We start from the raw sequence: 22489 nt of genomic DNA, 5'->3' as shown, positions 1-22489 counted from the left end.
GAATGTCCCTGCTAGAACTAAGTGTTTACCCTAGTGTCCCGTCCAATTTTCGCCAGGTTGCCACAGCGCTGGCCGTTGCGGTGCCAGACTCGGGTTTTGCCGTGGCCTTCACTTTCACATAACGAAAGTGCTGCCAAATTACGGAATGCGGGATTCGAAAAAGCGGGCATCGCTTGCCGTTTTTCAGTTCACTCCCCCATAAAGCGAAGGTACGCGAACGCCCCGTTTGCGCTTGTGCACTGCACAAAATGAAGTGTCTGGACGGCATCGCGAGAAGTGAACGACCGTGCGATTCCTGTGCGACGGCCTGAATACAATCGGTCACCACACAGGGCCTTCGCTCCCACAGGCCGGCACCCTGCCTTTTTCCACTATCGAAGCAGAAGAGACACCCATGACGAACGACGAAATTCTGAGCACCTACGGTCCCCGGGAAGCCATGGAATATGACGTGGTGATCGTCGGCGGCGGCCCCGGCGGGCTTGCCACCGCCATCCGCCTGAAGCAACTGGCGGCCGAGAAGGGCCAGGACGTTTCCGTCGTCGTGCTCGAAAAAGGCTCCGAGCCGGGCGCGCACATCCTGTCCGGCGCCATCATGGACCCGAAGGCATTGACCGAACTGATCCCCGACTGGAAGGCCAAGGGCGCGCCGCTGAACCAGCCCGTGACCGACGACGCCATGGTGTTCCTGGGCGAGAAGTCCTCCCTGCGCACGCCCAATTTCCTGCTGCCTCAGTGCTTTCAGAACCACGGCAATTACATCGTCAGCCTGGGCAACGTGGTGCGCTGGTTGGCCGAACAGGCGGAAGGCCTGGGCGTGGAGATTTTCCCCGGCTTTGCCGCCGCTGAAGTGCTCTACAACGAAGACGGCTCCGTCAAGGGCGTGGCCACCGGCAACATGGGGGTGGGCAAGGACGGCGAGCCCACGGGCGAATTTCAGCTGGGCATGGAATTGCATGCCAAGTACACCATCTTTGCCGAGGGTGCGCGTGGTCACCTGGGCAAGCAGATCATCGCCCGCTACAAGCTGGATGCGGAGAGCGACCCCCAGACCTACGGCATCGGCATCAAGGAGTTGTGGGAGATCGACCCCCAGCGCCACCAGCCCGGCTTCGTGCTGCACACCGCCGGTTGGCCCATGGACAACAGCACCTACGGTGGCGCCTTCCTCTACCACCTGGAGGACAACAAGGTCACGCTGGGCTTCATCACCGGCCTGGACTACAGCAACCCCTACTTGAGTCCGTTCGAGGAATTTCAGCGCTGGAAGACCCACCCCAACATCCGCTGGTACCTGGAGGGCGACGAGGCCAAGGGCATCAAGCCCGCCAAGCGCCTGGGCTACGGCGCACGCGCCATCACGGCCGGCGGCCTGATGAGCCTGCCCAAGTTCGTCTTCCCGGGCGGCGCGCTGGTGGGCTGCGAGGCGGGCTTCCTGAACGTGAGCCGCATCAAGGGCAGCCATGCCGCCATCAAGACCGGCATGCTGGCCGCAGAGGCGGCATATGACGCCATTCAAAGCGGTCGCCAGCACGATGAGCTCTCGGCCTATCCCAAGGCCTTCGAGGGCAGCTGGCTCTACACCGAACTGAACAAGGCACGCAACTTCAAGGCCTGGTTCAAGAAGGGCCTGGTCACGGCCACGGTGATGAACGGCATCGAGCAGTTCGTGCTCAAAGGCCACATTCCATGGACGCTGCACCGCGACAAGCCCGACCACGCTTACCTGAAGCCCGCGGCCGAGTGCAAGCCCATCGTGTATCCCAAGCCGGACGGCAAGCTGACCTTCGACCGCCTGTCCAGCGTGTTCATCAGCAACACCAACCACGCGGAGGACCAGCCCGCGCATCTGACGCTCAAGGACGCCAGCGTGCCGGTGAATGTGAACCTGGCCAAGTACGCCGGCCCCGAGGCGCGCTACTGCCCGGCCGGCGTGTATGAGTTCGTGCCGGACGAAGCCAAGGGCGGCAGCGCACAACGCCTGCAGATCAACGCCCAGAACTGCGTGCACTGCAAGACCTGCGACATCAAGGACCCGACGCAGAACATCGTCTGGGTCACGCCGGAAGGCGGCGGCGGTCCGAACTATTCGGGCATGTAACCAAGGGGTTGCTGCGCAATGCTATATTTTTAATAGCTGTTAGCGCTTGACTGAAAAGCCGTGGAGGCACTTTCCACCCCAAAGTGCCGCAGCGCCCGTTCCGTCCACGGACGGCAGGCAAACGGTAGACTCCCCACAAGGCCGCGCGTGGTTCCTGCGCCGGCCTGGTACTACAAACACAGGAAAACACCGCACGTTCAATTGGAGAGTGAACCGTTATGAAGAGTTTGTCTTGGGCGCCCCTGGGCGCTATCGCCCTGGCCGCAGCCGCCCTCGCGCCCGCGGCGCATGCGCAGCAAAAGTCCGTTGCCGTGACCGCCATCGTGGAGCACCCCGCCCTGGACTCGATCCGCGACGGCGTGAAGGCCCAGTTGCAGGCCGCCGGCTTTGAAGAGGGCAAGAACCTCAAGTGGCAATACCAGAGCGCGCAGGGCAACACGGGCACCGCCGCGCAGATCGCGCGCAAGTTCGTGGGTGACAAGCCTGACGCCATCGTCGCCATCGCCACGCCCTCCGCCCAGGCCGTGGTGGCCGCCACCAAGACCGTGCCCGTGGTGTTCTCTGCCGTGACGGATCCCGTGGCCGCCAAGCTGGTGAAGAACTGGGAGCCCTCCAAGACCAACGTGACCGGCGTGTCCGACATGCTGGCGCTGGACAAGCAGATGGACCTGGTCAAGCAGGTCGTGCCCGGCGCCAAGCGCGTGGGCATGGTCTACAACCCCGGCGAGGCCAACTCCGTCGTCGTGGTCAAGGAACTCAAGCAACTGCTGCCCAAGATGGGCATGACGCTGGTGGAAGCCTCCGCCCCGCGCTCGGTGGACGTGAGCAGCGCCGCGCGCAGCCTGGTGGGCAAGGTGGATGTGATCTACACCAACACCGACAACAACGTCGTCTCGGCCTACGAGTCGCTGGTGAAGGTCGGCCAGGAGGCCAAGGTGCCGCTGGTGGCATCCGACACCGACAGCGTCAAGCGCGGCGCCATCGCCGCCCTGGGCATCAACTACCGCGACCTGGGCGAACAGACCGGCCGCATGGTGGTGCGCCTGCTCAAGGGCGAAAAGCCCGGCGACATCAAGCCCGAAGTCAGCACGAAGATGGAACTGTTCGTGAACCCCGGCGCCGCCGAGAAGCAGGGCGTGAAGCTCTCCGACGCGCTGGTGAAATCCGCCACGCAAGTGGTCCAATAAACCTTCGCGCCAAGGCCGGGCCGCCGCGGCAGCCCGGGCCACTGGCACCCCACGCAGGAGCCATGGCGCCATGGCTCCTGCTTTGTTTTCTATCCGCCACTGTCCATGTCACTCTTTTCCCTGCTGGGTGCCGTCGAGATCGGCCTGATCTTCAGCCTGGTCGCGCTGGGCGTCTTCATCTCGTTCCGGCTGCTGCGCTTTCCCGACCTGACGGTGGACGGCAGCTTCCCGCTGGGCGGCGCGGTCTGCGCCATCCTCATTTCCACCGGCCATAACCCCTACGTGGCCACGGTGGCCGCCACCGCTGCAGGGGCTGTTGCCGGTCTGGTCACGGGCTGGCTGAACGTGCGCCTGAAGATCATGGACCTGCTGGCGTCCATCCTGATGATGATCGCGCTGTATTCCATCAACCTGCGCATCATGGGCGGCCCCAACGTACCGCTGATCAACGACGAGACGCTGTTCACCTTGCTGCAGCCGCCGGGCCTGGACGACTACTGGTCGCGCCCGATGATCCTGCTGGTGATCGTGATCGCGGCCAAGCTGTTCATGGACTGGTTCTTCGCCACCGAGCGCGGCCTGGCCATCCGAGCCACCGGCTCCAACGCGCGCATGGCCCGCGCACAAGGCATCAACACCGGCGCCATGGTGCTGCTGGGCATGGCCGTATCCAACGCGCTGGTGGCACTGGCGGGCGCGCTGTTCGCGCAGACGCAGGGCGGCTCGGACATTTCCATGGGCATCGGCACCATCGTCATCGGCCTGGCCGCCGTGATCGTGGGCGAGAGCATTCTGCCCTCGCGCCGCCTGGTGCTGGCCACGCTGGCCGTGATCATTGGCGCCATCGTGTACCGCTTCTTCATCGCGCTGGCGCTCAACAGCGACTTCATCGGCCTGAAGGCGCAGGACCTCAACCTGGTGACCGCCGTGCTGGTCACCATCGCCCTCGTGATTCCGCAGCTCAAGCGCAAGCTGGCCGCACGCGGCCGCTGAAAGGAAGGCTCTCCCCATGCTGAGCGCACAAGACCTCTTCATCACCTTCAACCCCGGCACGCCCATCGAGACGCGCGCGCTGCGCGGCATGTCGCTGGACATCCCGGCGGGTCAGTTCGTCACCGTCATCGGCTCCAACGGGGCAGGCAAATCCACCTTCCTGAATGCCATCTCGGGCGACCTGTCGGTGGACACCGGCCGCATCGCCATCGACAACCAGGACGTGACGCGCCAGCCCGTGTGGGAGCGCGCCCGCCGCGTGGCGCGCGTGTTCCAGGACCCCATGGCCGGCACCTGCGAAGACCTCACCATCGAGGAGAACATGGCCCTGGCCCAGCAGCGCGGCACGCGTCGCGGCCTGCGCGGCGCCGTCAAGCAGTCTGAACGCGCCATGTTCCGCGAACGCCTGGCCACGCTGGGCCTGGGTCTGGAGAACCGCCTCACCGACCGCATCGGTTTGCTGTCGGGCGGCCAGCGCCAGGCCGTGAGCCTGCTCATGGCGGCATTGCAGCCCTCGCGCATCCTACTGCTGGACGAGCACACCGCCGCGCTGGACCCACGCACGGCCGATTTCGTGCTGCAGCTCACGGCCCGCATCGTGGCCGAGAACCAGCTCACCACCATGATGGTCACGCACAGCATGCGCCAGGCGCTGGACGTAGGCCAGCGCACCGTCATGCTGCACCAGGGCCAGGTGGTGCTGGACGTCTCGGGCGACGAACGCGCGCGTATGGACGTGCCCGACCTGCTGCAGATGTTCGAGAAGGTGCGCGGCGAGAAGCTGGCCGACGACGCGCTGCTGCTCGGCTGATGCTTCTCTATTAATAGCTACTAGCGCGTTTCAGGAAAGCGCTAGAGGGCAATTTCGCTTCAAATACGGGAAGCGTGCGCCGCGCGGTAGTCACCGCTTCGCGCGGAGATTCTTGGGCGAAAAGCCGTAGAGCCGGCGAAAGGCGGTGGAGAAATTCGCAGGGCTGCGGTAGCCCGCCAAGTCCGCCGCCTGCGCCACGGTGATGCCCTGTGCCGTGATGGCATCGGCCGCCCTGCGCAAGCGGCCTTCGCGCAAGTGTTCGAAGATGGGCTTGCCGAATGCCTGGCGGAACTGCGTTTGCAGGGTGCTGGCGTTGCAGCCCATGTGTCGCGCGATTGCGCCCATGGTGAGGGAGTCAGCGGCGCCGCTGTCGAGCCAGTCGCGCAGATGGCATGCCCGCTGGTACGCGGTTGGCCGCAATCCGGCTGCCTCGCATGCGGCGGCGGAATTGGCGGGCGCGACCCACTGCGCCAGCGCCTCGATGACCAGTTCGAGCGTCAGGCACTCCTGCTGCAGCCCCCTGAGCGGCCCGTACTGCACCTGGCCCTCTGCCAACAACTGCTCGGCAACGCACACCGCCCTGGGCGAAGGCGCCCACGCCGTCATGGTCAGGTGGGGCAGCGCATTCAGGTGGCCCAGCCCCGCCTTGTCCAGCCAGTGCGGCGCCAGCGTGAGAACCAGCATGCGCTCGCGCGACGGCGCGCGGCAGCGGTGCTCGTACGGCGCCGGCCCGCGCAGTGCCACCACCGCCGCCCGGGCACCCCCGCCCGGGGGCACCTCCACCGGCAGGACCAGGGGGCCGATGCGCAGCCTGCCGCCGCCCTGCAGCTTGAGCACGATCTTGATCCCGCTCTTGGTCAGCGGGAAGCGGCTGGTCAAGCCACGCAGGTACGCGATGTCCGTGCGGTGCAGGAAGAACCCGTCGCGCAGTTCGGCCAGGGACAACGTGCCGTTGAACACGGAACCGCCGACGGCCTGCTCGGGCCCGCTCAAAGCCCCACCGTGCGCCAGCCGGTCCAGCAGCAGGGCCGTCATTTCCCCCGCCTGGGGCTCGGCCTGCCGGCGATTCACGATCGAGGCAAAGGTTTTTGTCGCGGCAAACATATTCCCTGTCAGCGCAAAAGAAGAAGAACGGAGCTGTCCCGATACTACACGCCAGTTGATAACCATTCTCAATCTCAGCGGTCTCGCCACACCTACCAGGCGCTCCCTCTTCCATGTTCGTGAAACACCCTTGCCCCTACCCCTTGCTTCTGGCCCTGCCCGGCCTGTTCTCGGCCTCTCTCGCGCTGGCGCAGGAGCCCACACTCGCCACTGTCAGCGTGCAGGAAAAACTCGTGTCCGACGTGACCACCACCGTCACCAGCGAAGCTGTGCAGACCCACGCGGCGCGCAGCCTGGGTGAGATGCTGCGCGACGAGCCCGCCGTGTCGGTGGGTGGCGGTGCGGCCATCGCACAAAAACTCTACATCCGGGGCGTGGAGGATTCCATGCTCAACACCACGCTGGACGGCGCGGCGCAGAGCGGCCGGGCGTTCCACCACCAGTCCCGCCTGCTGATCGACCCGGAACTCATCCACAGCGTGGAGATTGACCGCGGAGCCACACCCGCGAGTGCCGGGCCGGGGGCCCTGGCAGGCTCCATCCGCATGACCACCAAGGATGGCCGGCAGCTTCTGCGCGACGGCCAGACCTTTGGCGCCAGCGTGCGCGGCGGCGTGGCATCCAACGACGGGCACCGCTGGGGCGCGGCGCTGTACGGCCTGGCGGGCGAGAGCGTGGACTTTCTGGTGTCCGCCAACCGTGACGACAACGATGATTACCAGGCGGGCGACGGCATCCGGCAGACGCACAGCGGCTCCAAGCAAAGCAGCGGGCTGGGCAAGCTCAACTGGCGCATCGCCGCCGGCCACCGCCTCACGCTGGGCTATCAGGCCGTGCAGGACGAGGGTTCGCGCTACCTGCGCCCCAACTTCTGGCAGGGCCAGGGAAATTCGCTCATGCCCCAGAAGACCACGCGTGACACGCTCACCGTCACCTACCGCTATGACGGCACGCGCACCCTTCCGGCCATGGAGTTAGGACTGTTCTCCGACACGATGAAGGTCACGCGCATCACGACGGCCGCGCAGCCGCAGTTCAACAAGCCGCTGGGTCATCAGTTCGGCGAAGAGATCGCCTCCAGCGGGCTGAACCTGAAAGCCGCCACCCGCGTGGCGGACGCCACCGTACGCTACGGACTGAACATCCATCGCTTCGAGATGAACGCCGTCCATGCCCGCCCGCCCGCCGCATCCACCAGCAACGGGCGCGAAGAAAGCAGCGTGAAGGGACTGTTCGCCGAAGGCAGCGTCCCACTGGGCGACCAGTTCCTCCTGGGGGCGGGCGCGCGCTACGACTGGTACGGCTACACCGACAACCACGCGCAGCGTATCTCCAGCCGCGGCTTGAGCCCCAACATGTCTCTGACCTGGATGGCGACCGACGCGCTGAGCGTGCGCGCGTCCGCAGGCACCGCCCTGCGCGGCGCGGGACTCAAGGAGGCGTTCTATGTGGACAACACCCGCTGGCGGAACGACCCCGGACTGCAGCCAGAAAAGGCCCGCAACGTCGAGCTGGGCGTGAACTACAACGAGGGCCCGTGGAGCGCTAAAGCCACCGTGTTCCGCCAGCAGATCCGCAACTTCATCTCCACCACCACCGGCGCAACCTGGGCCGTGGCCAACGTAGGTACGATGAAGTCCTCAGGCTACGAGGTCGGTGTGGCATGGAATCGCAGCGTGTGGCGCAGCGGTCTTGCTGTGGCCAGCGCCAAGCCCCAGCTCAACGGCTACGACCTGGGCGACGAGGCCTACGGGCTGGGCGTGTCCACCGGCCGCAGTTGGAACCTGAACCTGGGCTACCGCATCCCCACGTGGAACCTGGACCTGGAATGGTTTGGGCGCTTCGTGGAATCCAAGACCTCGACCGAATATCTGATTTCCGAAAGCCGCACCGCCACCAAGCACAAGCCCGGCTTTGGCGTGCACGACGTCTACGTCAACTGGCTGCCCTACGGCAACGACCGCTTGCGCGTGACCTTCGGCGCGCGCAACCTGCTCAACAAGTTCTACTACGACCAGGGTAGCTACGCCTACTACGTGAGTACCGCTGGCGCCATCAGTGGCCGGGGCTTCGCCGAGCCGGGCCGCAACGTACGCCTGGACGTGACGTGGAAGTTCTGACGGCCAATCGCCGCGAGAAGTGTTAACCCGGGAACAGGGGCAGGTCCGCCTTCTTGAGCGTGCGCAACACGAAGCTCGAGCGGCTGTGGCGTATACCCTTGATCCTGTAAAGCTTCTCGCGCAGCAGGCGCTCGTAGTCGCGCGTGTCTTTGACCACCACGCGCAGCAGGTAATCGTAGTCGCCAGAGACCAGGTGCGCCTCCACCACTTCCGGGATACTGGCAAGCATCTCGCCGAACTTTTCCAGCGTGTTGTCCGAATGGCTGTCCAGCGTCACCTGCACCAGCACCGTGTCGCCCAGGTCCAGCGCCAGCGGGTTCAGGCGCACGGTATAGCCTTCGATCACGCCGGCCTCCTCCATCTTCTTGATGCGGCCCCAGCACGGCGAGGGGCTCAGGCCGACGGCGGCGCCAATCTCTTGCAGGCTGGCGCGTGCATTGCCTTGCAGGACGGAGAGAATTTTTCTGTCTAGGCGATCCATGTGCTGCATTATTCGTGAAACCTAGATACTGCAGAAAATTTTTCTTCAATGTAGGTTTTTATAGAGAAATTCAGCAAATTCATCCACAACCCGCGGCGCATACTTCTTCTCCATCAAGGCGCTCTTACCGGGGCGCACGACATTGACGAGACCCCGCCCGGTTACCGCTGGGCGGGGACTTGGCAATACGGGCCAAGGCGGCCTTCTCAAGTCCCCGCGCAAACCCCTATGACCTGCGTCATGTTGCATTGCCATAATTTTTCGGCAGCACCCGCAGATTCACAGGAGACAACATGCAGCTGACCAAACTTGCGCTGGGCCTGGGCTTGGCACTGGGCATGGCCGCAACGGCCTTGGCACAAACCACAATGCGCATCAGCATCTCGACGGCGCAGAACTCCCACCAGGGCGTCGCCATCGACAAGTTTGCCAAGGAGGTCGAGAAGCGCACCGGCGGGCGCTACAAGGTGCAGACCTTCTACAACGGCGCGCTGGGCGGCGAGCGCGAATCCATCGAGGCGGTGCAGTTGGGCACACAGGAGTTGGCCTTCAGCTCCACCGGTCCGGTGCCCAACTTCGTGCCCGAGACCAAGATCCTGGACGTGCCCTTCCTGTTCCGTGACAAGGCCCACGCCCGCGCCGTGCTCGACGGCCCGATCGGCCAGGACCTGCTGACCAAGTTCGATGCCAAGGGCTTCAAGGCGCTGGCCTGGGCGGAGAATGGCTTTCGCCACATGACCAACAGCAAGCGCGACGTGAAGACGCCTGAGGACTTGAAGGGCCTGAAGATGCGCACCATGGAGAACCCGGTGCACATCGCCGCGTACAAGGGCTTCGGCATCATCACCACGCCCATGGCCTTCCCCGAAGTGTTCACCGCCCTGCAACAAGGCACGGTGGACGGCCAGGAAAACCCCCTGCCCGTGATCATCTCGGCCAAGTTCGACCAGGTACAAAAGCACCTCTCGCTGACGGGTCACGTGTACTCACCCTGCCTCTTCGTGATGAACAAGGCGGTGTTCGACAAGCTCTCCCCTGCGGACAAGCAGGCCTTCATCGACGCCGCCAAGGAGGGCACCAAGGCCAACCGCGCTCGCGTGGACGAGGACGACGCCAAGGGCGTGGCCGACCTGCGCGCCAAGGGCATGACGGTGATCGACGATCTGGACAAGTCCAAGTTTGTCGCCGCGCTCGCGCCCGTGAACGCGCAGTTCGAGAAAGAGTTCGGTAAGGCCAACCTCGACAAGATCCGCAACTACAAGTGACGCTCACTTTTCAGTAGCTGCTACCGCCCGTGGATCATGCGCCACGGGCGTTTTTATTCATATTTTCGTGAGTGCGCATGAAAACCTTCTTCCTCTCCTGCGAGCGCTGGAGCACCGCCGTCGCCATGTGGGGCGCCTGCGCCATGCTGGCGCTGGCCTCGGCGCTCGGCATGTTCCAGATCCTGATGCGTTTCGTTTTCGAAGAGCCGGCCGAGTGGACCGAGGTGCTGATCCGCTTCAGCCTGATCTGGATGGTGTTTCTGGCGATTCCCATGGCATTCCGGCAGGGCGCCATGGTCAGCGTCGACGTGCTCTACCGCTGGAGCCCGCGCCCGCTGCGCCGCGTGCTGGACTGGGTGGTGTGCCTGGCAGCGCTGGCGCTCATCGCCGTGATCATCTGGTGGGGGTGGGACTACGCGCGCCGCGGCGGCGTGCAGTCGATGGCAGGGCTGGAGTCGGTTTCCATGTTCTGGGCCTATCTGGCCATGCCCGTGGGTGGGCTGTTCAGCATCCTCGGCATCGTGGGCAATCTGATCGACCCGCAGCGCCATGAACTGGAGACTGCCCAATGAGCGCCGCGCAGAGCCACCTCAAGCAAGCGAGCGCCCCCCTCGGGGGACGACGAGTACATGAAATGACGCGCGTGGGGGCCCTATGACCACGGTCATGATCTCCACCATGGTGCTGTGCTTCGCGCTCACCATCTCCGTGGCCGTCTCCATCGGGCTGGCCTCCATCCTGGGCATCCAGGTGGCGAACGCCAACATGCTGATCTCCGTGAAGGAGATGTTCGCCTCCATCAACAAGTTTCCGCTCGCAGCCATTCCGTTCTTCATCCTGGCGGGCAACCTCATGGAGACCGGCGGTATTTCGCGCCGGCTCGTGGAGTTTGCCAAGAGCATCGTGGGCGGCGTGCAGGGCGGCCTGCCCATGACCTGCGTGCTCACCTGCATGATCTTCGCGGCCGTCTCAGGGTCATCGGTGGCGACCACGTTCGCCATCGGCGCCATCCTGATTCCTGCGCTCATCAAGCATGGCTACCCCACCAGCTACGCGGCCGCGCTGCAAGCCACCAGTGCCGAGCTGGGTGTGATCATCCCGCCGTCCATCCCCATGATCCTGTACGGTGTGGCGGCCGAGGTGTCGATTGGCGAGCTGTTCATCGCCGGCTTCGGCCCCGGCATCCTCATCAGCGGTGCGCTGATGTTGTTCGTCTGGGCGTATTGCAAGTACAAGGGCTGGGGCAAGCATGACGGCGACGGGCGCATGCCCTTCGGCCGCGCGCTGCTGCAGGCGGGCTGGGCACTGCTGATGCCAGTCATCATCCTGGGCGGCATCTACGGCGGCGTGTTCACGCCCACCGAGGCCTCTGCCGTGGCCGTGTTCTACGCGCTGGTGGTGGGCATGCTGATCTACCGCGAGATCCGCGTCGCGGACCTGTTCGCCATCCTGCGCAAGTCGGCCATCTCGTCGGCAGTGATCATGTTCATCATTGCCAATGCGGGCCTGTTTGCCTTCCTCATCACGCGCGCTGGCGTGCCGGACGCCATCGGCCGCTGGCTGCAGGAGGTACTGCAGTCGCCCGCGCTGTTCCTGCTGGGCGTGAATGCCGCGCTGTTCGTGATCGGCATGTTCATCGAGACCAGCGCCGCCATCATCGTGCTGGCGCCGATCCTGGCGCCGGTGGCCCAGCACTTCGGCGTGGACCCGGTGCACTTCGGGCTGATCATGGTGGTGAACCTGGCGCTCGGCATGATCACGCCACCCTTCGGCGTGAACCTGTTCGCGGCGTGCACGGTGGCGCGCATCTCCCTGGATCGTATCGTCGCCCACCTGTTGCCGTTCGTGGGCGTGGTCCTGCTGTGCCTCCTGGTCATCACCTACGTGCCATCGCTTTCACTGGCCCTGCGTGATCTCGTGTACGCAAAATAAATAGATAGAATCCGTCCCGTCAGGAGAGAGTCCGCGCCCCTCAGGGCCGGGCCGCCGAAGGCGCAGGCAGCAGCCGAACGCTCAGGCAAAAGGACTGGCGACACGCCCGCAGGGATGCGGGTGTTTCCCTTGCTGGAGAGAGGCCGCAGCAGCATGCGGCCCACCGAAGGAGCAAGCCCCGTGACATGCCATGCAGGCGGGGTGAATCTCTCAGGTAAAGCGGACAGCGGGGCAAATCGGCGATCGAGAGATCGCTCCACCATTTGCCTTCGCCCATTGCCATGTCCGCCATGTCCGACCTGCTCACCACTCCCCTCAACGCCCTGCACATCGAACTGGGCGCCCGCATGGTGCCCTTCGCCGGCTACTCCATGCCCGTGCAATACCCCATGGGCCTGATGGCCGAGCACCACCACACGCGCACGGCGGCCGGCCTGTTTGATGTGTCGCACATGGGGCAGCTCAAGCTGGTCGGCCCTGACGCCGCAGCAGCATTCGAGACGCTGATGCCCGTGGACGTGGTCGACCTGCCCGTGGGCAAGCAGCGCTACGGCCTGCTGCTCAATGACGAGGGCGGCATCATCGACGACCTCATGTTCTTCCGCATGGCGCAGGACGAACTCTTCGTGATCGTCAACGGCGCCTGCAAGGTGGGCGACATTGCCCACATCCAGGAGCGCATCGGCCAACGCTGCCAGGTGATTCCCATGCCCGACCAGGCCCTGCTCGCGCTGCAGGGCCCACAGGCGGCAGCGGTGCTCGCGCGTCTGGCACCAGGCGTGGACAAACTGGTGTTCATGACCGGCGGGCATTTCGACATCGCCGGGGCGCAGTGCTTCGTGACGCGCAGCGGCTACACCGGAGAGGACGGCTTCGAGATCTCGGTGCCCGCCACGCAGGCCGAGGCCCTGGCGCGCACGCTGCTGGCCCAGCCCGAGGTCAAGCCCATCGGCCTGGGCGCACGCAATTCGCTGCGCCTGGAAGCCGGCTTGTGTCTGTATGGCAACGACATCGACACCACCACCACCCCACCCGAAGCCGGCCTGAACTGGGCCATTCAGAAGGTGCGCCGTACAGGCGGCGCGCGCGCTGGCGGTTTTCCAGGTGCTGACAAGGTGCTGGCCCAGATCGACAGCCCGGCCACTCTCACGCGCAAGCGCGTGGGCCTGGTGGCGCTGGAGCGCGTGCCCGTGCGTGAGCACACCGAGTTGCAAAACGAGTCGGGCGAGCGCATCGGCGAAGTCACCAGCGGCCTGCTGGCCCCCACTGCCGACAAGCCCATCGCCCTGGCCTACGTAATGCCCGCCCATGCCGCCCCCGGCACCCGTGTGAACGCCATGGTGCGCGGCAAGGCCGTGCCCATGGAAGTGGCTGCCACGCCCTTTGTTCCCACACGCTACTACCGCGGCTGAATTCACCACGGCGAACTGCCACCGCGCCCAGGTCAGCCCGGCTACAGTGCGGGCTGACCACTCTCAAACCTTTTCCTTCCACCTCTTCTTCCCGGAGCCCCTCATGAGCATCCAGTTTTCCAAAGACCATGAATGGATCAACGCAGCCGACCCGGCCGCGGCCGTCGTCGGCATCACCGTCCACGCGCAGGATGCGTTGGGCGACGTGGTGTTCGTGGACCTGCCCGCGGTGGGCACCACCTTTGCCCAGGGCGACGTGGCCGGCGTGGTCGAGTCCGTCAAGGCCGCTGCCGATGTCTACATGCCCGTGTCCGGCGAAATCGTCGAGGTCAACGAGGCCCTGCGCGCCGACCCGTCCCTGGCCAACTCCGACCCGCTGGGCGCCGGCTGGTTCTTCAAGGTCAAGCTCAGCGACGCCGGCCAACTCGCCGGCCTGATGGACGAAACGGCCTATACCGCCTTCGCCCAGAACGCCTGATGCACCCGCGGCGCCGTGCACACGGCGCCGCCGCACCGCCCCATCGCTCTTGAGACTGGTCCCTCGCCATGCAGATGCCCTCCCCCCTGCCCCTGGCGGCGCTTGAAAACGCCGCTGAATTCCTGCCCCGCCACATTGGCATCGACGCCGCCGACGAAGCACACATGCTGTCGGTGATCGGCGAGGCTTCGCGCCGCGCGCTCATTGATTCCATCGTGCCGCGCTCCATCGCGCGCCAGCGCCCCATGGACCTGCCCGCGCCGGCCACCGAGGCCGCAGCGCTGGCTGAACTCCAGGCCATTGCGTCGAAGAACCGCATCCTCAAGAGCTTCATCGGCCAGGGCTACTACGGCACGCACACGCCGGGCGTCATCCTGCGCAACGTGCTGGAAAACCCTGCCTGGTACACGGCCTACACGCCCTACCAGGCCGAGATCTCCCAGGGCCGCATGGAGGCGCTGCTCAACTTCCAGACCATGGTGTGCGACCTCACGGCCATGCCCATCGCCAACGCCTCCATGCTCGACGAGGCCACCGCTGCCGCCGAGGCCATGACGCTGGCCAAGCGCTCGGTCAAGTCCAAGAGCGACGTCTTCATCGTGGCCGGCGATGCGCACCCGCAGACCATCGAAGTCATCCAGACCCGCGCCGCCCCCATCGGCATCACCGTGGTGGTGGCCAATTCCCAGGAGGAATGGCAGGCGGCCCTGGCCGGCGACTTCTTCGCCGCCCTCATCCAGTACCCTGCCAGCAGCGGCTGGGTGCAGGACTGGCAGGCCGACGTGGACGCCATCCACGCCAAGCAGGCCGCCGCCATCTTCGCTACCGACCTGCTGGCGCTCACGCTGCTCAAGGCTCCCGGCGAGTGGGACGCCGACATCGTGGTGGGCTCCACCCAGCGCTTTGGCATGCCCATGGGCGCCGGCGGCCCGCACGCCGCCTTCATGGCCTGCCGCGACGAATTCAAGCGCAGCCTGCCCGGCCGCCTGGTGGGCGTGAGCGTGGACGTGCACGGCAAGCCCGCCTACCGCCTGGCGCTGCAAACGCGCGAGCAGCACATCCGCCGCGAGAAGGCCACGAGCAACATCTGCACGGCCCAGGTGCTGCCGGCCGTGATCGCCAGCATGTACGCCGTGTACCACGGCCCCGAGGGCCTCACGCGCATCGCCCGCCGCGTGGCGCGCTTCACCGCCATCCTGAGCCGCGGCCTGGCGCAGCTGGGGTTCACCAGCCGCCACCATGGCTCGGCCTTCGACACACTCAGCCTGCACACCAAGGATGCTACGGATTCAATAGCTGCTCGCGCAGTCCAGATGGGCGCAAACCTGCGAAAAGCCTGGAATGAATACCTGTGCATCTCGCTGGACGAGACCACCACCCGCGCCGATATCGAGCTGCTGTGGAAAATCTTTGCGCGGGACGGCCAGCAACTGCCCACCATCGAGGCGATGGACGCGGCCGGCGCACCGGCGCTGTTCCCGGATGCACTGGCACGCACCAGCCGCTTCATGGCGCACCCGGTGTTCAATACCCACCATTCCGAAACCGGCATGCTGCGCTACATCCGCCAGCTGTCTGACAAGGACCTGGCGCTGGACCGCACCATGATCCCGCTGGGCTCATGCACCATGAAGCTCAACGCCACCAGCGAGATGATCCCCATCACCTGGCCCGAGTTCGCCCACGTGCACCCGTTCGCCCCGGCCGACCAGCTCGAAGGCTACCGCCTGCTCGACGAGCAACTGCGCGCCTGGCTGTGCCAGGCCACGGGCTACGCCGGCATCAGCCTGCAGCCCAACGCAGGCAGCCAGGGCGAATACGCCGGCCTGCTGGCCATCAAGGCCTACCACGCGGCGCAGGGGCACGCCCACCGCAACATCTGCCTGATCCCCAGTAGCGCGCACGGCACCAACCCCGCCAGCGCTCAGATGGTGGGTATGCAGGTCGTGGTGACCAAGTGCGACGAGAACGGCAACGTGGACATGGCGGACCTGCAAGCCCAATGCGAGAAGCACAGTGCCAACCTCGCCTGCGTGATGATCACCTACCCCAGCACGCATGGCGTGTTCGAGACCCAGGTGAAGGCGTTGTGCGAGCTGGTGCATCGCCACGGCGGGCGCGTGTATGTGGACGGCGCCAACATGAACGCCCTGGTCGGCGTGGCCGCGCCGGGCGAGTTCGGCGGCGACGTGAGCCACCTGAACCTGCACAAGACCTTCTGCATCCCCCACGGCGGCGGCGGCCCCGGCGTGGGCCCGGTGTGCGTGGTGGAGGACCTCGTGCCCTACCTGCCCGGCCACGCCACGGGCGGCATTGCTTCCAAAACAGGAGCTGTCAGCGCAGCTCCCTTGGGCAATGCAGCCGTTTTACCCATTAGCTGGATGTACATCCGCATGATGGGTGCCGACGGTCTGCAGGCCGCGACCGAGACAGCGATCTTGAGCGCCAACTACATCAGCGCGCGCCTGAAGGACCACTATCCCACGCTGTACGCTTCCGCCAACGGCCATGTGGCGCACGAGTGCATCCTGGACCTGCGCCAGTTGAAGGACACCAGCGGCGTGATGGCCGAGGACGTGGCCAAACGCCTGATCGACTACGGCTTTCACGCACCCACGCTGTCGTTCCCCGTGCCCAACACGCTGATGGTGGAGCCCACCGAGAGCGAGACGCTGTTCGAGCTGGACCGCTTCATCGACGCGATGATCGCCATCCGGCGCGAGATCCGCCAGATCGAGGCCGGCACCTGGCCGCAGGACGACAACCCCCTCAAGAACGCGCCCCACACGGCCGAGTGCCTGCTGGCAGCCGACTGGCAGCACCCCTACCCGCGCGATGCGGCAGCCTATCCCGTTGCCGCCCTGCGCCAGAACAAGTACTGGAGCCCCGTGGGCCGTGTGGACAACGTCTACGGCGACCGCAACCTGTTCTGCAGCTGTGTTCCGGTGAGCGAACTGGGCTGACGGCCTTCTCCGCACAGGCATTCACAAAGGCCCTACCATCGGGCCTTTGTTGCTTCTGAACATTTGACCCATGCGCCCCCTTCTCGCACTGCTTGCATCGCTTGCCCTCGCCTCCGCAGCCCAGGCGCAGGCCCCTGCCGTCACCACCGGCAGCGGCCTGGTCTATGAGTCGCTCAAGGACGGCAGCGGTGAATCACCCAAGGCCACCGACACCGTCAAGGTGCACTATCGCGGCACCTTCCCCGACGGCAAGGAGTTCGACAGCTCCTACAAGCGCGGCGAGCCGACCGAGTTCCCGCTGAACCGCGTCATCCCCTGCTGGACCGAAGGCGTACAGCGCATGAAGCCGGGCGGTAAGGCCAAGCTGACCTGCCCGCCGGCGATTGCGTATGGCGCGCGCGGCGCGGGCGGCGTGATTCCGCCCAACGCCACGCTGAATTTCGAGATCGAGCTGCTGTCGGTGCGCCGCTGAACGAGGCAGCGGCACCGGCCTGTAGGGCACCAGGCAGACGCGTACACTGGCAGGCCTGCGGATTGCCCGATTCCCATGAGCCGCCCCGACCTGTCCCTGCTGTTTCCCGCCGCGGAGCCTGCCTCGCCCCCCCCTGAGCAGCCGGAGCGCCGCGGCCCTCAACGGGCCAGCGGCGACGTGGCCGAGCTGATTGCGCAGCTGCGCGCCTCACAGGCCGAGCTGGAGGCGCAAAACCAGGTGCTGCGCTACAGCCAGGCCGCGGCCGAAAGCGCTTCCGAGCGATTCGAGGCCCTGTTTTCCAGCGTGCCGCTGTCGCTCATGGTGGTGGACGAGCATGACATGGTGGTCCAGGCCAACTCCATGGCACAGCGCTCGTTCCAACCGCGCGAGACGGACCGCCCCCTGACGGCACTGATGCCCTTCGTGAGCGACAGCCACGCGCCGCGTGTACGCGAGGCTTTCGACCAGGCGCGGGCCATGGGCACGGCAGAGGCCACGGAGGTTGTGTTCCACATCAGCGAGGGCCGCCACATCACTGGCGACCTGCACATCGCGCGCATCGAGTCGCGCTCCGAGCAGGACGCGCCGCTCACGCAGTTTCTGTGCGCCGTGATCGACCAGGGGCCGCTGCTGGCCGAACGCCAGGCCCTGCAGCGCAGCGCACAGGAGCTGCAGGAGCGCAACGTGCAACTGCACACCAGCGAGCGCCGGCTGGAGGCGGTGATCAACTCCGCGCTCGACGCGATCATCTGCGTGGACCAGCACGAGCGCATCACCGTGTTCAACCCCACGGCGGCGATGCTGTTCCAGTGCGCCACCAGCGACGCGCTGGGCAGCCCGTTGAGCCGCTTTCTGCCCGAGGCCCAGCAGGTGCTGGCGTTCGCGCAACTGACCACGCAGGCGGCACTGGGGGAGATGACGGCGCTCACGGCATCGGGCCGCGAGCTGGCGGTGGAGATCAGCGTGTCGTTCGAGCGCCATGCGGAAGGCGAGACCACCACCGTGTTTGCCCGCGACCTCACGGCCCGCAAGCGCGAAGAAGCCCGCCGCAACGCGCTGGAGGGACAGCTGCGCGAGTCGCACAAGATGCAGGCCGTCGGCACCATGGCCGGCGGCATCGCGCACGACTTCAACAACATCCTGCATGCGATCCTGGGCAACGTGGAGCTGGCCAAAGCCGATTGCCCACCCGGCACGCCGATGTACGAAAGCCTGCTGGAAATCGACAAGGCCGGCCGGCGCGCCCGCGACCTGGTGCGGCAGATCCTCACCTTCAGCCGCAACGAGCCGCCCAAGCGTGCCGCCGTCACCCTGGCAGAGGTGGTGCACGACACCGAACGGCTGCTGAGGGTCACGCTGCCGCCCGAGATCGAGCTGACCGTGCATGTCCCCCCCGACCTGCCCCCCGTATTGGCGGATGCCACGCAGGTGGAGCAAGCGGTGCTGAACCTGTGCACCAACGCCGTGCACGCCATCGGCAGCCGCCGTGGCCGCATTCGCGTGGATGCTGCGCTGATCCAGCCCGACCAGCGCATGCGCGAAAGCCTGGGCCTGAGCGCGGGCGACTACGTGGCCGTGCGCGTGCATGACAACGGCCCGGGCATGGACGCCGCCACCCAGTCGCGCATCTTCGAACCCTTCTTCACCACCAAGCCCGTGGGCCAGGGCACCGGCCTGGGACTGGCGGTGGTGCACGGCGTGATGCGCACCCACGGTGGTGGCGTGGACGTGCACAGCGCACCCGGCGAGGGCAGCCGCTTCACGCTGTACTTTCCCGTGGCGTCGTACACCATGGTGGCCGCCCTGCCGGAGGTTCCCGCGCCGGTCGCGCCCGCCAGCCCGCCCGCCGTGGCGCCGGCAACAGACCGCCTGCTGCACGTGATGTACGTGGACGACGACCAGGCGCTGGTCTTTCTGGTGCAGCGCCTGCTGCGCCGCCGCGGCTACGAGGTCAGCGGTTTCACCGACCCGCACCAAGCCACAGACGCCCTGCAGGCCCACCCCGAGCGCTACGACCTGCTGGTGACGGACTACAACATGCCGGGCTACTCGGGCCTGGATCTCGTGCGCGCGGCCCGCACCATCCGCAGCGACCTGCCAGTGGCCCTGGCCTCCGGCTATGTGACGGCGGAAATCGAACAGGCCGCGCTGGCCGAAGGCGCACGCGCGCTGATCCACAAGCCCAATGACGTGGAAGAGCTGTGCGCGACCGTGGACCGGCTGGCCCATGGCGGTTGAGTTGACAGCACCGCAGGCCGTACAGACGGCGGGGGCGCATGCACCTTTGCAGGGTATGCCGGCCGGCCCATCAGAGGGCGTCCGCAGCGTGCACGTGGACGACACGCTGCTGGTGCTGGAGAAACCCTCGGGATTGCTGTGCGTGCCCGGACGGGGCCCCGACAAGCAGGATGCCTTGAGTACGCGTGCCCAGGCGCTGTGGCCCGACGCGCTCATCGTGCACCGGCTGGACCAGCCCACGTCCGGACTGGTGCTCATGGCGCGGGGCGCCGCGATGCAGCGGGCCCTCAGCCACAGCTTCGCCCAGCGGCTGGTGCACAAGCGCTACCGCGCCGTGGTGGCGGGCCGCATGCCGCCGCCCGACCCTGCGCACGCGGACGGCTGGGGCGAGATCGCGCTGCCCATCGCGGCGGACTGGGAACGCCGTCCGCTGCGCGTGGTGGATGCCACGCACGGCCAGCCCAGCCTCACGCGTTGGCGCGTGCTGGCGCACGACGCCGCCCGCGACACCACCTCCGTGGAGCTGGAACCCGTCACCGGTCGCACGCACCAGCTGCGCGTACACCTGGCGGCACTGGGCCACCCCATCCTGGGCGACCAGCTCTATGCCGATGCGCCCGTACAAGCCCGCGCACCGCGCCTGTTGCTGCACGCCTGCGTGCTGGAGTTCGCGCACCCGCTGCAGGGTGGCTGGTGCGCGTTTGCCTCGGCACCGCCGTTTTGATCGCCGCGTGCGTGGCCGTTACCATGCCCGCATGACGCAACACCTCTACATCCTCACCGGCGGCTCGCGCGGCATGGGCCTGGCCATGGCACACCAGTTGCTGAAACCCGGCAACACGCTGATCAGCCTGGCGCGCAGCACCTCTGCGCCGTTGTCCACGGCCGTGCCGCAGGGCGCGACGCTGGAGCAATGGAGCGTGGACCTGGCCCAGCCTGCGCAGGCCGCTCAGCGCCTGCGCGAATGGCTGGCCACGCAGCCTGCCAGCCGGTACGCCAGCGCCACGCTGATCAACAACGCCGGCGTGATCCCCCGCATCGCGCCGCTGTCGGCATGCACCAGCCCGCAGGACATGGCCGATCTGGCCAACGCGCTGCGCGTGGGTCTGGAGGCGCCGATGCTGCTGACGGCCGCCTTCCTGGGCGCGACCGAAGGCTGGGCTGCACCGCCCCACTCCGTGGTGCGCAAGGTACTGAACATCTCTTCGGGGCTGGGGCGTCGCGCCATGGCGTCCCAGTCGGGCTACTGCGCGGCCAAGGCCGGCATGGACCATTTCACGCGGTGCCTGGCGCTGGACGAAGCCGCCAAGCCCCACGGCGCCAAGGTATGCTCGCTGGCTCCCGGTGTGATCGACACCGACATGCAGATCCAACTGCGCGGCGCCAACCCGGCCGACTTTCCGGATGTGCAGAACTTCGCCGCCCTCAAGACGGGCGGCATGCTCACCTCGCCAGACGCCGCGGCTGCCCGCGTGCTCGCCTGGCTGCAGCGTACAGACTTCGGCGCCAACCCCGTGGCCGACGTGCGCGAGGCCTGATGCCGTGCCCCGGCGCAGTGTAACCATTACTATGCATTTTGTAGCTGCTAGCGCTTATCCAATAAGCGCTAGAGCCTGATTTGATTCAAAACCATTACAGGAGAAAACCATGTCCCGTGACGTCGTCGTAGTCAGTGCCGTGCGCACCGCCATTGGCACCTTTGGCGGTAGCCTGAAGGACGTTCCGCCCACCGAGCTGGGCGCGCTCGTGGTGCGCGCGTCGCTGGCACGCGCGCAAGTGGACGGCAAGGACGTCGGCCATGTGGTGTTTGGCCACGTGGTGAACACCGAGCCCAAGGACATGTACCTCTCGCGCGTGGCGGCCATCCAGGGCGGCTGCGCCGAGGGCACGCCCGCGTTCAACGTGAACCGCCTGTGCGGCTCGGGCTTGCAGGCCATCGTGTCAGCCGCACAGACCATCCAGCTGGGCGATGCCGACGTGGCCATCGGCGGCGGCGCGGAGGTGATGAGCCGCGCACCCTACGCGAGCCTTGCCAGCCGCTGGGGCGCGCGCATGGGCGACTTCAAGATGATCGACATGATGATCGGCGCCCTGCACGACCCCTTCCACAACATCCACATGGGCGTGACGGCCGAGAACATCGCCGCCAAGTGGGGCATCACGCGCGAAGACCAGGACCGCCTGGCCGTGGAGAGTCACAACCGTGCCGAGCGTGCCACGGCAGCGGGCTACTTCAAGGACCAGATCGTCCCGGTCACCCTCAAGAGCAAGAAGGGCGAGGTGCAATACGCCACCGACGAGCACTTCCGCGCCGGCGCAACGCTGGACGACATGGCCAAGCTCAAGCCCGTGTTTGCGAAAGACAACGGCACGGTGACGGCGGGCAATGCCTCGGGCATCAACGATGCGGCTGCCGCTGTCGTGCTGATGGATGCCAAGGCAGCGCAGGCCCGTGGCGCAAAGCCTTTGGCGCGCTTGGTGGCCTACGCCCATGCGGGCGTGGACCCGAAGTACATGGGCATCGGCCCCGTGCCCGCGACGCAGTTGGCGCTCAAGAAGGCAGGCCTCACGGTCAACGACCTGGACGTGATCGAGGCCAACGAGGCCTTTGCCGCGCAGGCCTGCGCCGTCACGCGCGACCTGGGCCTGGACCCGGCCAAGGTCAACCCCAACGGGTCGGGCATTTCGCTGGGCCATCCCATCGGCGCCACCGGTGCGCTGATCACCGTGAAGGCACTGCACGAACTGCAGCGCATCCAGGGCCGGTACGCGCTGGTGACCATGTGCATCGGCGGTGGGCAAGGCATCGCGGCCATTTTCGAGCGCCTCTGACACGCCCCGCCATCGCCGATGGCGATGGCATGCGCGCGCTTCGGCACGCTGCGGCCCACGATGGCTGGGCCATCATCCAGGCGGGCGCGCGCCAGATGCG

Annotated in this window: 18 protein-coding genes and 2 riboswitches; of the genes, 16 read left to right on the top strand and 2 right to left on the bottom strand. The window is 66.4% G+C overall.

The window, feature by feature from the left end:
* The first annotated feature begins 394 nt into the window (after nt 1-394).
* From DTPSY_RS08795 to DTPSY_RS08780, 4 genes are all read left to right on the top strand, one after another.
* On the top strand, nt 395-2101 hold the full coding sequence (locus DTPSY_RS08795) for an electron transfer flavoprotein-ubiquinone oxidoreductase (protein WP_015913287.1): 1707 nt from the start codon (nt 395-397) through the stop codon (nt 2099-2101).
* A gap of 218 nt (nt 2102-2319) precedes the next feature.
* A complete protein-coding gene (locus tag DTPSY_RS08790; RefSeq protein WP_015913286.1) occupies nt 2320-3288 on the top strand; it encodes an ABC transporter substrate-binding protein in 969 nt (322 codons plus the stop codon).
* Between the two features lie 105 nt (nt 3289-3393).
* Nucleotides 3394-4281 (top strand): ABC transporter permease, encoded by an 888-nt coding sequence (locus tag DTPSY_RS08785; RefSeq protein WP_015913285.1) that lies wholly within the window; start codon nt 3394-3396, stop codon nt 4279-4281.
* 16 nt (nt 4282-4297) lie between these two features.
* A complete protein-coding gene (locus tag DTPSY_RS08780) occupies nt 4298-5092 on the top strand; it encodes an ABC transporter ATP-binding protein (protein WP_011805195.1) in 795 nt (264 codons plus the stop codon).
* A gap of 90 nt (nt 5093-5182) precedes the next feature.
* Here DTPSY_RS08780 and DTPSY_RS08775 read toward each other — a convergent pair whose 3' ends face one another.
* On the bottom strand, nt 5183-6127 hold the full coding sequence (locus DTPSY_RS08775) for a helix-turn-helix transcriptional regulator (protein WP_238526588.1): 945 nt from the start codon (nt 6125-6127) through the stop codon (nt 5183-5185).
* 182 nt (nt 6128-6309) lie between these two features.
* Here DTPSY_RS08775 and DTPSY_RS08770 point away from each other — a divergent pair, with 182 nt between their 5' ends.
* Nucleotides 6310-8316, top strand: coding sequence for a TonB-dependent receptor domain-containing protein (locus DTPSY_RS08770; RefSeq protein ID WP_015913284.1), 2007 nt, complete (start codon nt 6310-6312; stop codon nt 8314-8316).
* A gap of 22 nt (nt 8317-8338) precedes the next feature.
* Here DTPSY_RS08770 and DTPSY_RS08765 read toward each other — a convergent pair whose 3' ends face one another.
* Nucleotides 8339-8797, bottom strand: a complete 459-nt coding sequence (locus DTPSY_RS08765) for an Lrp/AsnC family transcriptional regulator (protein WP_041836275.1) — start codon at nt 8795-8797, stop codon at nt 8339-8341.
* Between the two features lie 293 nt (nt 8798-9090).
* Here DTPSY_RS08765 and DTPSY_RS08760 point away from each other — a divergent pair, with 293 nt between their 5' ends.
* The 11 genes from DTPSY_RS08760 (at nt 9091) to bktB (ending at nt 22389) form a co-directional block, all read left to right on the top strand.
* Nucleotides 9091-10062, top strand: a complete 972-nt coding sequence (locus tag DTPSY_RS08760; RefSeq protein WP_015913283.1) for a TRAP transporter substrate-binding protein — start codon at nt 9091-9093, stop codon at nt 10060-10062.
* Between the two features lie 77 nt (nt 10063-10139).
* A complete protein-coding gene (locus DTPSY_RS08755) occupies nt 10140-10634 on the top strand; it encodes a TRAP transporter small permease (RefSeq protein WP_015913282.1) in 495 nt (164 codons plus the stop codon).
* A gap of 82 nt (nt 10635-10716) precedes the next feature.
* A complete protein-coding gene (locus DTPSY_RS08750; protein WP_015913281.1) occupies nt 10717-11994 on the top strand; it encodes a TRAP transporter large permease in 1278 nt (425 codons plus the stop codon).
* 10 nt (nt 11995-12004) lie between these two features.
* A riboswitch (glycine riboswitch) is annotated at nt 12005-12101 on the top strand.
* A 15-nt stretch (nt 12102-12116) separates the two neighbouring features.
* Nucleotides 12117-12231, top strand: a riboswitch (glycine riboswitch).
* A 44-nt stretch (nt 12232-12275) separates the two neighbouring features.
* Nucleotides 12276-13406, top strand: coding sequence for a glycine cleavage system aminomethyltransferase GcvT (gene gcvT, locus DTPSY_RS08745; protein ID WP_015913280.1), 1131 nt, complete (start codon nt 12276-12278; stop codon nt 13404-13406).
* A 103-nt stretch (nt 13407-13509) separates the two neighbouring features.
* On the top strand, nt 13510-13884 hold the full coding sequence (gcvH, locus tag DTPSY_RS08740) for a glycine cleavage system protein GcvH (RefSeq protein WP_011805186.1): 375 nt from the start codon (nt 13510-13512) through the stop codon (nt 13882-13884).
* 68 nt (nt 13885-13952) lie between these two features.
* Nucleotides 13953-16847, top strand: coding sequence for an aminomethyl-transferring glycine dehydrogenase (gene gcvP, locus DTPSY_RS08735; protein ID WP_015913279.1), 2895 nt, complete (start codon nt 13953-13955; stop codon nt 16845-16847).
* A gap of 70 nt (nt 16848-16917) precedes the next feature.
* The gene (locus DTPSY_RS08730) at nt 16918-17319 is read left to right on the top strand and encodes an FKBP-type peptidyl-prolyl cis-trans isomerase (RefSeq protein WP_015913278.1); all 402 of its coding nucleotides are present in this window, start codon (nt 16918-16920) and stop codon (nt 17317-17319) included.
* A gap of 75 nt (nt 17320-17394) precedes the next feature.
* Nucleotides 17395-19557, top strand: a complete 2163-nt coding sequence (locus DTPSY_RS08725) for a PAS domain-containing hybrid sensor histidine kinase/response regulator (RefSeq protein ID WP_015913277.1) — start codon at nt 17395-17397, stop codon at nt 19555-19557.
* 55 nt (nt 19558-19612) lie between these two features.
* A complete protein-coding gene (locus DTPSY_RS08720; RefSeq protein ID WP_015913276.1) occupies nt 19613-20281 on the top strand; it encodes an RluA family pseudouridine synthase in 669 nt (222 codons plus the stop codon).
* A 31-nt stretch (nt 20282-20312) separates the two neighbouring features.
* Nucleotides 20313-21095, top strand: a complete 783-nt coding sequence (locus tag DTPSY_RS08715; RefSeq protein WP_015913275.1) for an SDR family NAD(P)-dependent oxidoreductase — start codon at nt 20313-20315, stop codon at nt 21093-21095.
* A gap of 109 nt (nt 21096-21204) precedes the next feature.
* Nucleotides 21205-22389, top strand: coding sequence for a beta-ketothiolase BktB (gene bktB / locus DTPSY_RS08710; protein WP_011805180.1), 1185 nt, complete (start codon nt 21205-21207; stop codon nt 22387-22389).
* Nucleotides 22390-22489 lie beyond the last annotated feature (100 nt).

Source organism: [Acidovorax] ebreus TPSY (genome assembly GCF_000022305.1).
Lineage (GTDB): Bacteria > Pseudomonadota > Gammaproteobacteria > Burkholderiales > Burkholderiaceae_C > Diaphorobacter > Diaphorobacter nitroreducens.
This window is presented reverse-complemented; position numbering and strand designations above follow the sequence as displayed.

What these genes read in the sequence shown, in the direction of transcription:
- DTPSY_RS08770 (WP_015913284.1), top strand. Translation starts at nt 6,310, where the DNA reads ATGTTCGTGAAACACCCTTGCCCCTACCCCTTGCTTCTGGCCCTGCCC.
- gcvP (WP_015913279.1), top strand. Translation starts at nt 13,953, where the DNA reads ATGCAGATGCCCTCCCCCCTGCCCCTGGCGGCGCTTGAAAACGCCGCT.
- DTPSY_RS08785 (WP_015913285.1), top strand. Translation starts at nt 3,394, where the DNA reads ATGTCACTCTTTTCCCTGCTGGGTGCCGTCGAGATCGGCCTGATCTTC.
- DTPSY_RS08790 (WP_015913286.1), top strand. Translation starts at nt 2,320, where the DNA reads ATGAAGAGTTTGTCTTGGGCGCCCCTGGGCGCTATCGCCCTGGCCGCA.
- DTPSY_RS08730 (WP_015913278.1), top strand. Translation starts at nt 16,918, where the DNA reads ATGCGCCCCCTTCTCGCACTGCTTGCATCGCTTGCCCTCGCCTCCGCA.
- DTPSY_RS08715 (WP_015913275.1), top strand. Translation starts at nt 20,313, where the DNA reads ATGACGCAACACCTCTACATCCTCACCGGCGGCTCGCGCGGCATGGGC.
- gcvH (WP_011805186.1), top strand. Translation starts at nt 13,510, where the DNA reads ATGAGCATCCAGTTTTCCAAAGACCATGAATGGATCAACGCAGCCGAC.
- DTPSY_RS08755 (WP_015913282.1), top strand. Translation starts at nt 10,140, where the DNA reads ATGAAAACCTTCTTCCTCTCCTGCGAGCGCTGGAGCACCGCCGTCGCC.
- DTPSY_RS08750 (WP_015913281.1), top strand. Translation starts at nt 10,717, where the DNA reads ATGACCACGGTCATGATCTCCACCATGGTGCTGTGCTTCGCGCTCACC.
- DTPSY_RS08725 (WP_015913277.1), top strand. Translation starts at nt 17,395, where the DNA reads ATGAGCCGCCCCGACCTGTCCCTGCTGTTTCCCGCCGCGGAGCCTGCC.
- DTPSY_RS08720 (WP_015913276.1), top strand. Translation starts at nt 19,613, where the DNA reads ATGCCGGCCGGCCCATCAGAGGGCGTCCGCAGCGTGCACGTGGACGAC.
- gcvT (WP_015913280.1), top strand. Translation starts at nt 12,276, where the DNA reads ATGTCCGCCATGTCCGACCTGCTCACCACTCCCCTCAACGCCCTGCAC.
- DTPSY_RS08760 (WP_015913283.1), top strand. Translation starts at nt 9,091, where the DNA reads ATGCAGCTGACCAAACTTGCGCTGGGCCTGGGCTTGGCACTGGGCATG.
- DTPSY_RS08795 (WP_015913287.1), top strand. Translation starts at nt 395, where the DNA reads ATGACGAACGACGAAATTCTGAGCACCTACGGTCCCCGGGAAGCCATG.
- DTPSY_RS08765 (WP_041836275.1), bottom strand. Translation starts at nt 8,797, where the DNA reads ATGGATCGCCTAGACAGAAAAATTCTCTCCGTCCTGCAAGGCAATGCA.
- DTPSY_RS08780 (WP_011805195.1), top strand. Translation starts at nt 4,298, where the DNA reads ATGCTGAGCGCACAAGACCTCTTCATCACCTTCAACCCCGGCACGCCC.
- DTPSY_RS08775 (WP_238526588.1), bottom strand. Translation starts at nt 6,127, where the DNA reads ATGACGGCCCTGCTGCTGGACCGGCTGGCGCACGGTGGGGCTTTGAGC.
- bktB (WP_011805180.1), top strand. Translation starts at nt 21,205, where the DNA reads ATGTCCCGTGACGTCGTCGTAGTCAGTGCCGTGCGCACCGCCATTGGC.